This window comes from Cysteiniphilum litorale (genome assembly GCF_003428165.1).
GTDB lineage: Bacteria > Pseudomonadota > Gammaproteobacteria > Francisellales > Francisellaceae > Caedibacter > Caedibacter litoralis.
In genome coordinates this window covers 19,729-32,043 of sequence record NZ_QLIQ01000033.1, presented here as the reverse complement: position 1 = coordinate 32,043, position 12,315 = coordinate 19,729, and the positions used below count along the sequence as shown (strand labels likewise).

At 36.3% G+C, this 12,315-nt stretch carries 14 protein-coding genes and 1 pseudogene; 1 reads left to right on the top strand and 14 read right to left on the bottom strand.

Going from position 1 to position 12,315, the window contains the following annotated elements:
- Nucleotides 1-784: 784 nt before the first annotated feature.
- A complete protein-coding gene (locus DNJ75_RS11635) occupies nucleotides 785-985 on the top strand; it encodes a hypothetical protein (RefSeq protein WP_117003625.1) in 201 nt (66 codons plus the stop codon).
- A gap of 13 nt (nucleotides 986-998) precedes the next feature.
- On the opposite strand, the gene DNJ75_RS11630 is transcribed toward DNJ75_RS11635, so the two are convergent.
- The 14 genes and pseudogenes from DNJ75_RS11630 to DNJ75_RS11565 all read right to left on the bottom strand — a co-directional run bounded on the left by DNJ75_RS11630 (nucleotide 999) and on the right by DNJ75_RS11565 (nucleotide 12,221).
- A complete protein-coding gene (locus DNJ75_RS11630) occupies nucleotides 999-1,328 on the bottom strand; it encodes a helix-turn-helix domain-containing protein (RefSeq protein ID WP_117003624.1) in 330 nt (109 codons plus the stop codon).
- 11 nt (nucleotides 1,329-1,339) lie between these two features.
- Nucleotides 1,340-1,621: a type II toxin-antitoxin system mRNA interferase toxin, RelE/StbE family gene (locus tag DNJ75_RS11625; RefSeq protein WP_117003623.1), complete on the bottom strand. Its 282-nt coding sequence runs from the start codon at nucleotides 1,619-1,621 to the stop codon at nucleotides 1,340-1,342.
- 156 nt (nucleotides 1,622-1,777) lie between these two features.
- Entirely contained in the window at nucleotides 1,778-2,737 is a 960-nt protein-coding gene (locus DNJ75_RS11620; RefSeq protein WP_117003622.1) for an ArdC family protein, read from the bottom strand.
- A complete protein-coding gene (locus tag DNJ75_RS11615; RefSeq protein WP_117003621.1) occupies nucleotides 2,730-2,936 on the bottom strand; it encodes a hypothetical protein in 207 nt (68 codons plus the stop codon). The genes DNJ75_RS11620 and DNJ75_RS11615 overlap by 8 nt, the downstream gene beginning before the upstream one ends.
- A gap of 4 nt (nucleotides 2,937-2,940) precedes the next feature.
- Nucleotides 2,941-3,168: a hypothetical protein gene (locus DNJ75_RS11610; RefSeq protein WP_117003620.1), complete on the bottom strand. Its 228-nt coding sequence runs from the start codon at nucleotides 3,166-3,168 to the stop codon at nucleotides 2,941-2,943.
- 264 nt (nucleotides 3,169-3,432) lie between these two features.
- A complete protein-coding gene (locus DNJ75_RS11605; RefSeq protein WP_117003619.1) occupies nucleotides 3,433-4,347 on the bottom strand; it encodes a hypothetical protein in 915 nt (304 codons plus the stop codon).
- A 207-nt stretch (nucleotides 4,348-4,554) separates the two neighbouring features.
- Nucleotides 4,555-5,379 (bottom strand): PD-(D/E)XK nuclease-like domain-containing protein, encoded by an 825-nt coding sequence (locus DNJ75_RS11600; protein WP_117003618.1) that lies wholly within the window; start codon nucleotides 5,377-5,379, stop codon nucleotides 4,555-4,557.
- A complete protein-coding gene (locus DNJ75_RS11595) occupies nucleotides 5,376-5,603 on the bottom strand; it encodes a hypothetical protein (protein WP_117003617.1) in 228 nt (75 codons plus the stop codon). Before DNJ75_RS11595 ends, DNJ75_RS11600 begins: the two co-directional genes overlap by 4 nt.
- Before the next feature lie 80 nt (nucleotides 5,604-5,683).
- Nucleotides 5,684-6,358, bottom strand: coding sequence for a radical SAM family protein (locus tag DNJ75_RS11590; RefSeq protein WP_117003616.1), 675 nt, complete (start codon nucleotides 6,356-6,358; stop codon nucleotides 5,684-5,686).
- A gap of 99 nt (nucleotides 6,359-6,457) precedes the next feature.
- On the bottom strand, nucleotides 6,458-6,679 hold the full coding sequence (locus tag DNJ75_RS11585) for a hypothetical protein (protein WP_117003615.1): 222 nt from the start codon (nucleotides 6,677-6,679) through the stop codon (nucleotides 6,458-6,460).
- A 760-nt stretch (nucleotides 6,680-7,439) separates the two neighbouring features.
- Nucleotides 7,440-7,574, bottom strand: a pseudogene (locus DNJ75_RS15680) (IS4-like element ISLpn9 family transposase); the annotation flags it as partial.
- Nucleotides 7,520-9,244 (bottom strand): recombinase family protein, encoded by a 1,725-nt coding sequence (locus DNJ75_RS11575; RefSeq protein ID WP_117003613.1) that lies wholly within the window; start codon nucleotides 9,242-9,244, stop codon nucleotides 7,520-7,522. The pseudogene DNJ75_RS15680 and the gene DNJ75_RS11575, both read right to left, overlap by 55 nt.
- 377 nt (nucleotides 9,245-9,621) lie before the next feature.
- Nucleotides 9,622-10,872, bottom strand: coding sequence for a group II intron reverse transcriptase/maturase (gene ltrA / locus DNJ75_RS11570; protein WP_117003626.1), 1,251 nt, complete (start codon nucleotides 10,870-10,872; stop codon nucleotides 9,622-9,624).
- 503 nt (nucleotides 10,873-11,375) lie between these two features.
- Nucleotides 11,376-12,221, bottom strand: a complete 846-nt coding sequence (locus DNJ75_RS11565) for an IS4 family transposase (protein WP_157968322.1) — start codon at nucleotides 12,219-12,221, stop codon at nucleotides 11,376-11,378.
- Nucleotides 12,222-12,315 lie beyond the last annotated feature (94 nt).

Sequence of the window (12,315 nt, the reverse complement as noted above, 5' to 3'; positions counted from 1 at the left end):
TGCTAGCTTATCTAGTCTTGATGCAAGATCATCTTCTATTCTCATGCCTACTAATTTCATATTTCCCCCTAGATTTTGCCTTTTGTGTTATTTGATTATGTTATCAATATGTTACATAGCATGGTTTTATAATGAACTATTATATTATCATATTATATTATAAAATCATGTGTTAGCAATTTATTAATTATTGTTAGCAAAGTATTAATTTTATGTTATCAATATATTACATTTTTTGTTAACAACGTATTACATGTCATATATTATATTGATGTACTGCTTTTTACCATTTTTTTCACTGGTATTTTGTATTGGTTTTACTTAGATTAGAAAGTGAAAGTTTGAAAAATAAAAATTTCGACTTTATTTTTAAAAAATTAATCCGCTGAAATGCTTGTAAATACTGGGGTTGATGACACACCTTTTTGCAACAAGAACACAATGCACTAACAGTGCGTACTGTGTATGCTTACTGAGGGGTGAGGGAGTGGCTATTGATAATAGATTAATATATAGTCAAATTAACTGGTTATAATTTAGATTGCTATTTGTACAAGCCGAACCTATGGCGATTGAATGAAATTTTAAAGCGTGATAAAAAGCGATAGCAACGACTTCATTAAAAATGAGCGTAAAAACTAAAAATATTTAAGAGAAGTTAAAGAGAAAAAATAAAGAAAATTTTGACATGAATTTAAAATACAAATAATGCATATATCTAAATTATCAAAATATGGTATTATCATATGAAGTAATACAGAAAAAATGAAATGTAAAATATAAAATGACAATACTCAAACCTATTAAAAAAAGTGAAACTGTTAGCATTAGCGCTAAATTTCCTAAGCATTTAAAAAATGAAATAAATGATTACTGCACATTGGCAGGAATTGAAACTATGCAAGACTTTTTGATTCAGGCATCGGAATACGTTTTATCTAAAGATAAAGACTGGGTAAAACACAAAAAAGATAATAACTTATAATAATCTGTACGCATTAGATCGCGGATAAATTCTCATTATCTAGCTTTATTGAATAATCAAGATTATTTTGTTTTAACATATCCTGTATAGCAACAGTAACAAAAAATCGTTTACTTTGTCCTAATATTTTTGCAAACTCAATCGCTTTAGAAATACTTACAAGTTTCCTATTATTTTCAATATCTGATAATCTTGTTTTGCTTAAATGTAGAACTTCATCTGCAAATCGCTGTTGGGTCATGTTTTCATACTCTGTTAATCTAATATTTTTGATCATTCCACCAAAAGTTAACGGTTCATTTAATTGCTCATTTAAAAAATTAATTGCTTTTACATTTGCCATTTTTAAAACTCCTAGTATTTATGCTTGTTAATATCAAATACTTCTATAATTTCAATATCACCATTATCAAGTTTTCGATAGAAAGCACGGTAAGACTTATTAAGCCTTATGGATCGTTGCCCCTTTCGTTCACCTTTTAATGGTTCATCATGATAGCCTTTTATTTGCATGACTTTTCTGATACCTAGGCTTTCAACTTGTACCGTCCACAAGCGCAATTTATAAATTATCTGTTTTGGTATTTTGATAATTCTCTTTTGAGCATCAGGTGTAAGCTCTACTATGTTTTTCATTTTGCTATCTATCCATATCTGTTACGTTATAGTATACGCCTATTAGGCGTATTGTCAAGAAAAAATAAATATTGATATTTATTTCCATAACTTTTTTTTGAATTTTTAAAAATAATTCATTTTTTCATTTTTATATTTTATTTTCCTATTTTTTTGTTAAGCCACCTTTTCTATTTTGCTATCATCTTCACCAACCGCCTTTAAATGCCCACCAAGCAAATAATTCAAAACTTTGGTACTTTGCCTTACCGCTTCGTTAAAATCTTCATCAGTCAAATTTCTAAGCCAACTATCAATATAACTTGCATGATTTTGTAAATCGGTTTTGATACCAAAGTGTGCGCTTAGCATCGCACTGGATAACTCGGCTACTAATTCCTCTTTGGCGTAACTTAATTTGCAACTTAAATCTACACTGCGGTTTAATCTTTTTTTGTGCATGGTGCTATGGGCTAGCTCATGCAAAAGCACCGCTTTGTAATTGTCCTCACTATCAAAGTATTTTGAGCTTGGCATTTTAATAATATCTAAACTTTGATTATAACAAGCTTGCCCCCTATCGTGTGTAATAATTTCTATGCCTTGAGCATCAATAATACTTTGTAAGTTATCATCAAAAATAACGGTGTTTTCTGTCTCGGCTAAAGTCGTTTGCGACAAATTAAAAACGGGGTAATATTTTGGGCATAGTATGGTTGTTTCGTAAGTGTCACCTTTTTTGATAATTTTGTCGCCAGTTTTAAAATCATCTTGCGCTATTTTTTCCTTGTCGTAAGTTGTGAAGAAAAAAACGCGGCTTGATTTTTCGCCTTTGTTGACACTGCCATTTAACGCTTTAATTTGTTTGAACGTCAACCACTGGTTAGATTTATAATTGTTTTTGAGTTGTGTCATGTAAAGATTCAGCACATTCACGCCACTGTATAAATTCCCTTTCGCATTTACTGGTAATTTAGCGCAACCCTCACGATTAAAAACATCTTTCCAAGTGGCACCGCCATTTTGAATAATCTCTTTAATGCTTTGGGCAATGTCGTTTACAAAGTCGTTGTAGGTTTGTTTACTTTGTTTATTCCCTTTATTGTGTTTATTTTTTATGGTGTTTTGCTTAGTCATTATTTACCCCTCCGCAATCTTTACCATCAAATAATGCTTTGCAATTCAACCCACCACATATAGGGCAAATATTTTGCGCAATATCCTCTGTTAAATTTTCTATATCTTCTATATCTTCCCCATACAGACCGTCATTAAATGACGTATTGGCATATATTTCATCAACCGCTAAATCTAAGTTACTGTTAAAAATACGCATCGCTTTACCCTCTTGTGACGTGATTAATCGCTAACACTGCATTGACTACATGCACCGCTTGCTCATGGTTGTTTTTCATGTTTTTCATGTTTTTCATGTTTTTTATTTCTTGTAAGCGCTTTGGTGTCTTTTTATCGGCAGATGCTACTTGGTCTTTCTCAACCGCCCGTACATAATTAAAAAAGTCAAACCATGCGTCATTGTCAGGTTGATTGGTTATTAAGCTTCTCATTGTTCTAACTCCTTATATCTTTTTTTATTCGGTTTGTGTGTGTTCACAACCTTTTTGCAACAAGCCATTTAGAAATGCCTGTCAAGGGCGCGTAGCGTGCCATTTACCCTTGACAGGTATTTCGGGCTTGTTAAAAAAGAAATTAAAACTAGGCTGTCAATCACGTAGTGATTGACTCATTGATAAGAAAAGTCTGATGGCTTAGTAATAAAATTTTTGGCAATGCAATTGCGTATAACCTAAGCGTTAAACGTTAAATGCACATTAAGCCGCAATCGTGTTTGATGGGATATTTTGGGGTTGACTTCCATTGTCCTTAACCACTTCTTTAGCTTTGATCACTTTACGCATGAGCTGATCATGACTTTTGGCGATCAGCACGTGATCATCTAGCTTGGCAATATAGGCTTGCTCGATCTCGGAATCTTTGAAAATCTTTTTAACTTTCAGTAGCTCGGCTTGGTACATCTGGCAGTCTTTGATAATGCTATCGTATGGCGTTAAGGCGATGGTTAAATATTTGTTATCGATGACTTCTAATCCTGAGCCTAAAACTTCTGTTTTGTAGGTATGATGTAACGTAAGTTGTGTACTGTAATTGTCGTTATATTCAAGATTAAAACTATCACCAAAGTACAAATAGCCGTCAATCACTCTATATTTACCTGTGGTAGTGTAAACGTTAATACGCTCTAAACCGGCGTTACTTAAGCTTTGCCATAACTTACGCGCTAGCATAAGTTTATACAAACTAGCAAAACCTTTGTTTTCGTTGTTAATGGCTGAATTGATATAACTGTCATCGCTGATTTCTTCATGCCTATAGCTTGGCTCCACGTTATACCAAACATGATCAGCAAATCTTGAGTTAGGCAGCTCATGGCTTAGTTGAAACAAACGCTTTTGCACAAAGTGATCAATACATCTATCGGCTGACTTACCCGCTTGATATTTAATATCTCCTGCAATCTCTTTGTGCAGTCTATTCATTCGTTCAGTTACCTCTTTACGGCTACTGTCACATAAGGTATTAAGGTCAATTTTGCGTAAAATGGCTAACTTAAAGCCCTGTACAGCGTATGCTTTGCTGTAGTTACCTAATCCATACATACCGCCAAGGTAAAGGTTGGTGTTATTTGTTGTAATTTCTGGCTGATTTGCTTTGTTTTTGAATAACATGGTTTGAATCCTCTTAAATTTTGTCTATGGTTAAGGTGTGTACGTGGCGTTGATAAATAAACAGAGGCGTTTTTATATCGATTTCTCCTGTCAGGTACACAACCGCTTTATTTTTTACGATACGGACTATCCGCCCTTTTTTATCTTTTTTTAGCAGTATAATCCTTGCTTTATAATGTTTTATGGATGGTGGACCACCTCACAATACTAAGCCACTAACTCAATCAAGTTCCCGCCATTGTAAGGTACGTTAAAATTGCCCCTTTCCCTTGCCGTGGCAAAGATTTCTAACGCTTGGGTGTATTTACCCCTACCTTGTTCAATTAAACCCTGTGACAGCTTGTAAACGCCATAATTAAATGGGGCGTTGGTTTCTATTGCGATAAAATAAAAATCAAAGTCTTTACCTGTGGCTTGCTTGAATCCGTCCACGTAAAAACTCGCTGATAGGTCATAATGGTATTTTTTGGTGGTAAAACTGAAATTAATATCATCAGCCAAGCTTGACGTGGTTTTTAAATCAACCATGTAACCTTGCTCAAGATTGATATAATCGGCTCTTGCTTTACAATTTACCTTGCTTGCCTCATCTAACCAGAAAACCGATTGTTCATCTACCCCGCCACTTAACAGCGTCCTGACTAATTCATTTTTTGCTAAGTTGTGGCGCATTTCCTGTGCCTGTAAAAAATCATCGGTACTAACAAGCTGCCTTGTGCCTACCGTTTCGATTAATTCCTGATAATCCGCTTTGCCTTGCTTGGTGTTGCGCTTGGGAATATCAGCAACCACGTATTCATCATCAAAGGTCTTAGGTTCAAGCACCAACGAATGAAACATTGTGCCGAATTTCATTGCGGGCGTTGAATCTGTTTTGTTTTGTCGTTTGTAATTGTAAAGCCAAGGACTGATAAGCAAGTCTTTACAGTTGCTTGATGAAATAGGGTCACTTGCGTGATAATCCTCGTTGCTTAGGTTGTTTATGATCTCGTTTAATGGGTAAACTGTTTTAATGTTTTTAATGTTGCTCATGCTAAAAATCCCCCTAAGTTGCTAACGTCACGCTTCAAATACGGCAAGATTGATATAACCGTATCCTTTTTACTGTCACTGCCATTTTTAACGACGCTGACGCTGTTCTTATTATATTTTTCAATATGGTACTTATCCCACTTGATAACGCTGATTGTGCGCGATTTAAGGCTGCTTTGCTTGGTGTTGTTCTTTTTACTTTTCGTTTTTGCTGAAAAAAACATATAACTTGCTCCCTGTGCCTGTAGCACACGTTTAAAAATTAAAAATTTGACTAAAGTTGATTGCTTAAAAAACGCTTAAACTAAGCGGCTTCCTGTCCTTGTTCGACTAGCTCAAAGTGCCAAAGTCGATATTGATGATTCCCTTTGCTTTTCTTGGTCTCACCTTTGGATACTTGAATTTTTAACTGTTGGAGTTGGTTTATTTTGCCTTGTAGCTTCATCTGCATGAAGAAACCGCTGACCCTTGATACACTGGTCGAGGATATGGATAGCACCACTAATTTTTTATTGTGCTTATCGTTGGTGTGAAGCTGCACGAGTACATCGAGGTACCGCTTCACTATAGGTTTTCTGCCCTGCTCTACCATTTCAGTCATAAAGTGCTTTAACGGCTCTCCGTCTGTTGTGACGATACCATCAGGGGAGTATTTAACGTCGTGATAGTTGTCATCGTTTGCGTCACTTAAAACGTGCTTTTCGGTGGTTTTGATCACCGTAACAATGAAGCTGTTGGGGTTATAGTCGTGGTCGGCTTTCATCTCAAAAGCATTGCCCTTTAAACTGATAATGGGAAAAGATGCATAGTCAAACTCTAAGCCGTCTAAGCCAAGTTCAGCTAATTCTTGCTTGATCGTGTCCTTGCTAAATGATGTTTCAGTGGTGACTGTGGATTGATTGGTTGGGGTGTCTTTCGTTACTGTGACGTTGGTTTGTTCGTTTTGTTGGTTAGTAACTTCTATTGTGTTCTGTTCCATTGTGATTTTTCCTATACAAAATTGTGCTAGTGTCCTTTTTCGGTTGGACAAAACGACGGTTTAATAAGTATTGATTTTATTTATGGATAAAATTAGTACTTAGCACTCGCAATCTTCACACCACTGCTCAGTTGTGTAACCGTAACAGCTTGCCATTTCGTTTATGTGATTAAAAAGCTCTTTGCGATAGGTTTCATCTTCAATATATTGACCGTTTTCCTTTTTTAGTTCCACTCCACAATAGCTTTTAGAACCTATTGCATCTAGTTCACGCTGAAAATCCTTGTTCATATTAACGCCACCGTAAGAAATACGCTTCATATCCTCAAGACTGGGAAGGTCGTTGGTGGTTAAATCGACTACTGTATGATCAGGGCAATCGCATTTAAAATGTACTTTTAATGTACACTTATGTTTATTAAGCAATCATTAAGATGATTTTTTAGACGGTTTTACCATTGATTAAATATTTTTATATTGCCATTTATATATGTTTTTACTTTTAGTGTGTAAATAATTCATACCACATGACCAGAAGATCTAAATGTGATCACAAAAACATCATTCCATGCCTTTTCTGCTAAATGTCAATAACTTTTAAATGCGATTGCCCTGACTGTATGATTGACAATTATTGAGTTAGACATTATATTTACTTCTGTTACTAAAAAGGTGATTGTTTAGTTTTAGCGGACTTGGACAATTACCTTTTTTGTTGCCTAAAATTTAGTGAAACTGCTTAAATATTTTACAACTCTAAGCGTTAGTTGATGCCTTAATTAAGCATGTGGTTATTATACCAAAGTGACAGAAAAAAGCAAGCGCAAAGCTATATTATATAAGGGTTTTAGCGATATTTATTTACTGTTTTTGAGGTGTTTTTTCTGCTCTGTACACGATGATTTTTTCATTTTAGTAGCTCCTGTAGCGGTCGATTTAAAATTTTAAGGCAGAGCTTAAAGTCTCTTATGCTAAAAGCTGCTCTTTGATAAGCATTAGCAATCATATCCAAGCCATATCGGAAATAGCTAGACTGTAGCCGACCATGTTTTTTACGCTTGATGGGCTTTAATTTGGCATCTTTATACTCACCAACCTTATGTGCCCACACTACACCAACGGTAAGCAATGCCATGAGTTTGGAAATTTTATTTGAGTCTTTCAAATGCGTATCTTCAAAGTTAAACCCTCTGCCTTTAAGCGCTTGAAAAAGATGGAGAGTAGACCCGTGGAACTTCCCCACGAGCCCCTCGCAGAACGGTACGTACGGTTACAACAATGTTGCGTGTTTTTATTATCGTCTTGCAAATTGGCTACTCTGTATACAACATTTATTGTATCCTCACTTATCTCTACTCGTTTAACAATCTTTCTAAGAATATCACGTTTATCAAACCAGCTTAGATTATCAAGACTATACCGAATGTTACAACTAAAGTCTTCTAGTGTGGAGATAATTAATTCCATATCTTTTTCAAGGTTTTGCTTCTCTATGATTTGATTTAATAACTGTTGTACATGCAGTAGCTTTTGCCGCATTAATTTTATTCTAGGCTCGAATTCATCCTTTAAAATATATTCTTGTGTATAGCTATCGATCAGTAAAGAAATACTTTTTTCTAATTTACACTCCTGTTTTTTGAGTGATGAATAAGTTCCATTTATTGGTGCTTTATTGCTATCATTCAAACGTTGCTGATATTCTTGATATAGCCTTCTAGGATCTTTTAATAGCTTTTTTACCTCCTCCCAAACAACTATTTCAAGTGCTTCTGCATTTGCTTGCTTATTATCACACATTTTAATTCCTCCAAACCTTATGGAGTCAGTTCCAGTGCAGCGATAATAAGAGTAAATCGTTTTCTTCTTGTTATATCTAGTGCTTTTGCCTCCACAGTAAGCACGATTACATCTTTTACAAACCAGCAAACCTTGTAACAAATACGTTTGACCTTGTTTTTGCACTCTGGCTCTCTTTTTATTTTCTAGTAATTGATCTTGTACGGCATCAAACAATGATTCATCAATGATTGCAGGAACTGGAATATAAATCCACTCACTTTCTTCAACGCGATATCTAGAAACGTTCCTTTTTGGTTGCTCACATGAATCTTTGCGTGGTCTAACGTAGTTTATTCTAGGACCAACTTTCTTTTTCCCAAACGCAGCTTGCCCCTTGTAAACAGGGTTTTTTAGCATATAACAAATGGTACTTCTATCCCAACAATCTTTTCCTTTGTGAGTCAATATATTAGCTTTTTTTAATTCACGTATAGCAGTTCCTATGGATAGTCTGTCGTTGCCGATCCAAGAAAATAGCTTACGCACAACTTCAGCCTCATCTTCCACAATTTCAAATGAAGCTTCACCTTGTCCTGTGTACTTATCGATATAGCGATACCCATATGGTGCAGTAGTTAAAACATTGATAGAACCCTTTTTGGCTGCATAAATTCTACCTCTACGATGACGCTCCATTATTTTTGAACGCTCGTATTCAGCTATCATACCCTGCATTTGTAATAACAAATTTGCCTCTGGGTTATTTTCAGAAGCATCATAGTTCAGAAAAACAACTTTTACTGTGTGCTGCCCAAACTCCTCCAGCAGTATCATCTGATAAGCATATTTTCTAGATAATCGATCTGGTGAATGTATATACAGAATATCAATCACGCCAAAAGCAATTTGATCTCTAAGTTTTTCTAGAGCAGGTCTGACTAAATTTGATCCACTATAACCATTATCAATATAACAATGATCTTCTGATATTGATAAACCATCAGCTATAATTCTATCTTTTATAGTTTGAATTTGGCTTGATACAGTATCTTCATTAATCTGCCTTTCTGAAGAAACTCTCGCATACAAAGCTACTGTAGTCATTTTAAAATCTCCGGTGTTTGAATCTTTTTACTGCTATGATTAATTTCTTTAATTTTTATATCTTTTTCCATTTTGCATTTACCTTGAGGTAACAATTTTTCGTAGGCATCAGTCAAATAAATATTAGCCAATCTATTCGGTTCATAGGTATGCAATATTTGCCATTTTTTTTTGCATTTTTTATATCTCCGTGAATTTAAGCAAACTTTAAGTTATTAAAATTATTTCCCAAGAAGATACTAATGAAAATGTATTAAGAGTGAATTTCTTTCCAGGGAGTGAAACTATGACGTTTCTAGAAAGAATTTGCATGATTTCTAATTTATTTGCAACATTGTTGTAACCGTACGTGAGCCTCTCAACTCATACCGCTCCCATTAAGCAAACGCACCCAACATACCGCATCTCCAGTGCGCAAATAAATATGGATTGTCTTCGGCTATCCTTTCCATAAACTTTGCTGCCCATGTTTTGCGATTACGCAATCGCCGATATTTCCTCATTGCCCATGCCACTAACGTCAGATTAAAATGTCGCAACATTGGATATAATCCTGATCTTGTGTACTTACCATAGTAATTGATCCAACCTTGTAATACAGGATTGTACCACTTAGCAATGTCACCCAATTTCAGATCCGTTCGATTGCGTATATTATATCGTCTTGTCGTCGCTTGCATCGATTTTAAAGCCAACTTACTCACAGCAGGCGTAAAGTTAATAAACAGACTCTGCCGTTTCGTATTCTTACACATCCTTGCCCTGAAGGTATAACCCAAAAAATCAAATGATTTATTTGGGTACTTCCCTTTACGACTCCCATCTTTACAATAGACAATTTTGGTCTTGGTGGGATGTAGTTCTAAACCACATTCTTCAAAACGTGCCTTTAGTGAGACTAATAAAGCCTGTGCTTCTTGCTCCGTTTTGCAATGCGCAAGTCCATCATCTGCATAACGGCACCATGGTGTAACTGTATGATTGCGTTGCATCCACTTATCATAGACATAGTGCAAGAATAAGTTGCTTAACACTGGACTAATCACTCCTCCTTGAGATGTCCCATACGTTCGTGCAACAATACTCCCATCGGCTCTTTGCATTGGGGCTTTTAACCAGCGCTCAATATAAAGAATCACCCACTTTTCTTGTGTGTGTTTACGCACCGCTTTCATCAATAGTTCATGAGGAATATTGTCAAATAGCCCTTTTATGTCAAACTCTAGAACCCAATCGTACTGCCAACACCGCTTGCGGGTGACTCCAATGGCATCTAGTGCTGATTTATTAGGTCTGTAGCCATAAGAATCCTCTAGAAATATTGATTCAACTCCTGGTTCAAAGACTAATTTTACGACCATTTGACATATCCTGTCCCCTACTGTTGGCACACCCAATATCCGCTCACCTCCTGTTTTCTTTGGAATCGGTACCGCTTTCACAGGGGGAGGAAAATAACTCCCCGAAGACATTCGATTCCAAAGTTTATACAGGTTATCTTTCAGATTCTTATCAAAATCTGCTAGCGATTGCTTATCAACACCAGCCGAACCAGCATTTGCTTTGACTAATTTATATGCCTTTACAAATAACTGCTTAGGTAGGTTGAATGGTTTTGTCTTCTCCAATATTTCCTCCTGATCTTTCAGTTGAATATTCAATCCGACTGCTTAACACAACCCCTTCGCTCCACTACCATTACAGTAGCTTCATCACTACTACGAGTTGTTCCGCCCCAGTGCTTTGCTTTGGTACTCTCGCCCTTATGACTTTACTCACTTGAACTTCTCCCTTAACATCAAAACGACTGGTTCCCGCAGTTCCCTGTAGAAGCCCAGATCAGAATCACGCCATCTATACGCCGGACACCGCTTACCCAGTAACCAGATCTCCGGTAAACTCTTCCCAGAGTATGGAAACGCCTCTGGTTTTGATGCCAATTCTCTGGATTACGACGCGTCAACAATGGTTCAGGTCTATTCGTCTTTCTGATCCACACCTGCCGAGTTGATAACTCGCACTTTACTTCAATGCTCATGACCAATTACTCTTAATAACAGCCACTTGAAGTGGTTTGAAGCCTACCTCTGGAAGTCGACTTCGAAGGGTCTGCCTTCATCTCCTACAGAGCTTATGCACAAGTTCTTAGTTTTACTTCATGTCTAACCTCCAACCTGTGCGCCTGCGGCGCACTCTCGATTTCCCAGCGCATACCATAAGTGGAAACTAGCTGCTCAATAGTTTCTGAATTGCTAACAACAGCTAATAATTCACCATTAATATCTCTTGTACCTGCAAAGTAGACATCAAGCCCTGAGAACTTCCTTTTGCCCTCAATGCTTTTAATTTCATGTGTTTTGACACCATAAAACAGTGCCGAAACATCCACTTCAAGTCCTCGGGAATTTGTGGTCAGCTGATTTTGCTTTACACGAACAACAAATGGAATTGACTCTTCATCCAACCATTTTAGCCATTTCTCTCCGATAAATTCACGATCTCCTAAAATGCCAGCTATGCGCCCTGTACCAAACTGCTCAATGAAACGCTTCACCAAGTCAATACGCACCTCAGACTTAGAGTTACCTTTATGCGGCAGCATTTCCCAATACAATGGAATAGCTACACCTTCATGGACTGCTGAGAGCATAAGAATATTGATATCTGTACTACCAAATTGCCAATTGGTTCTGTCCAACGCAAGATAGAACTTTGCCTTCTGGCTGAGCATTTGCTCGACACTCCACTTTGCAACAGCATCATAATCAAACTCAACATCTTTAAAAAATCCCTGTATGCGTCGATAATTAGACTCGATTTTGGTGTTTCTTGCAAAGTGAGTTGCTAAATGCGCAAGATTAACGGTTTGTCGTGAGATCAAGCTAACCAGAAGATTAGCAAAACAATCTAATCTTGATTTGTGCCAGTTAAAAATTTCCTTTAAACTATTAGTCAGCTGTTTGAGGTGCTTTTTCATGTTGTGCAAATCAAGAAAAAATAACGCTTCAAGCAGCAATTTGCAAATTTTTCTTCGTGTACAGAGTTTTTTCTGGTCAAAATCTTTAAATTGT

Coding starts and splice junctions, on each gene's coding strand:
- DNJ75_RS11625 (WP_117003623.1), bottom strand. CDS start 1,621: ATGAAAAACATAGTAGAGCTTACACCTGATGCTCAAAAGAGAATTATC.
- DNJ75_RS11595 (WP_117003617.1), bottom strand. CDS start 5,603: ATGTTTTTTTCAGCAAAAACGAAAAGTAAAAAGAACAACACCAAGCAA.
- DNJ75_RS11605 (WP_117003619.1), bottom strand. CDS start 4,347: ATGTTATTCAAAAACAAAGCAAATCAGCCAGAAATTACAACAAATAAC.
- DNJ75_RS11600 (WP_117003618.1), bottom strand. CDS start 5,379: ATGAGCAACATTAAAAACATTAAAACAGTTTACCCATTAAACGAGATC.
- DNJ75_RS11610 (WP_117003620.1), bottom strand. CDS start 3,168: ATGAGAAGCTTAATAACCAATCAACCTGACAATGACGCATGGTTTGAC.
- DNJ75_RS11590 (WP_117003616.1), bottom strand. CDS start 6,358: ATGGAACAGAACACAATAGAAGTTACTAACCAACAAAACGAACAAACC.
- DNJ75_RS11615 (WP_117003621.1), bottom strand. CDS start 2,936: ATGCGTATTTTTAACAGTAACTTAGATTTAGCGGTTGATGAAATATAT.
- DNJ75_RS11635 (WP_117003625.1), top strand. CDS start 785: ATGACAATACTCAAACCTATTAAAAAAAGTGAAACTGTTAGCATTAGC.
- DNJ75_RS11630 (WP_117003624.1), bottom strand. CDS start 1,328: ATGGCAAATGTAAAAGCAATTAATTTTTTAAATGAGCAATTAAATGAA.
- DNJ75_RS11565 (WP_157968322.1), bottom strand. CDS start 12,221: ATGAAAAAGCACCTCAAACAGCTGACTAATAGTTTAAAGGAAATTTTT.
- DNJ75_RS11585 (WP_117003615.1), bottom strand. CDS start 6,679: ATGAAGCGTATTTCTTACGGTGGCGTTAATATGAACAAGGATTTTCAG.
- DNJ75_RS11575 (WP_117003613.1), bottom strand. CDS start 9,244: ATGACTACAGTAGCTTTGTATGCGAGAGTTTCTTCAGAAAGGCAGATT.
- DNJ75_RS11620 (WP_117003622.1), bottom strand. CDS start 2,737: ATGACTAAGCAAAACACCATAAAAAATAAACACAATAAAGGGAATAAA.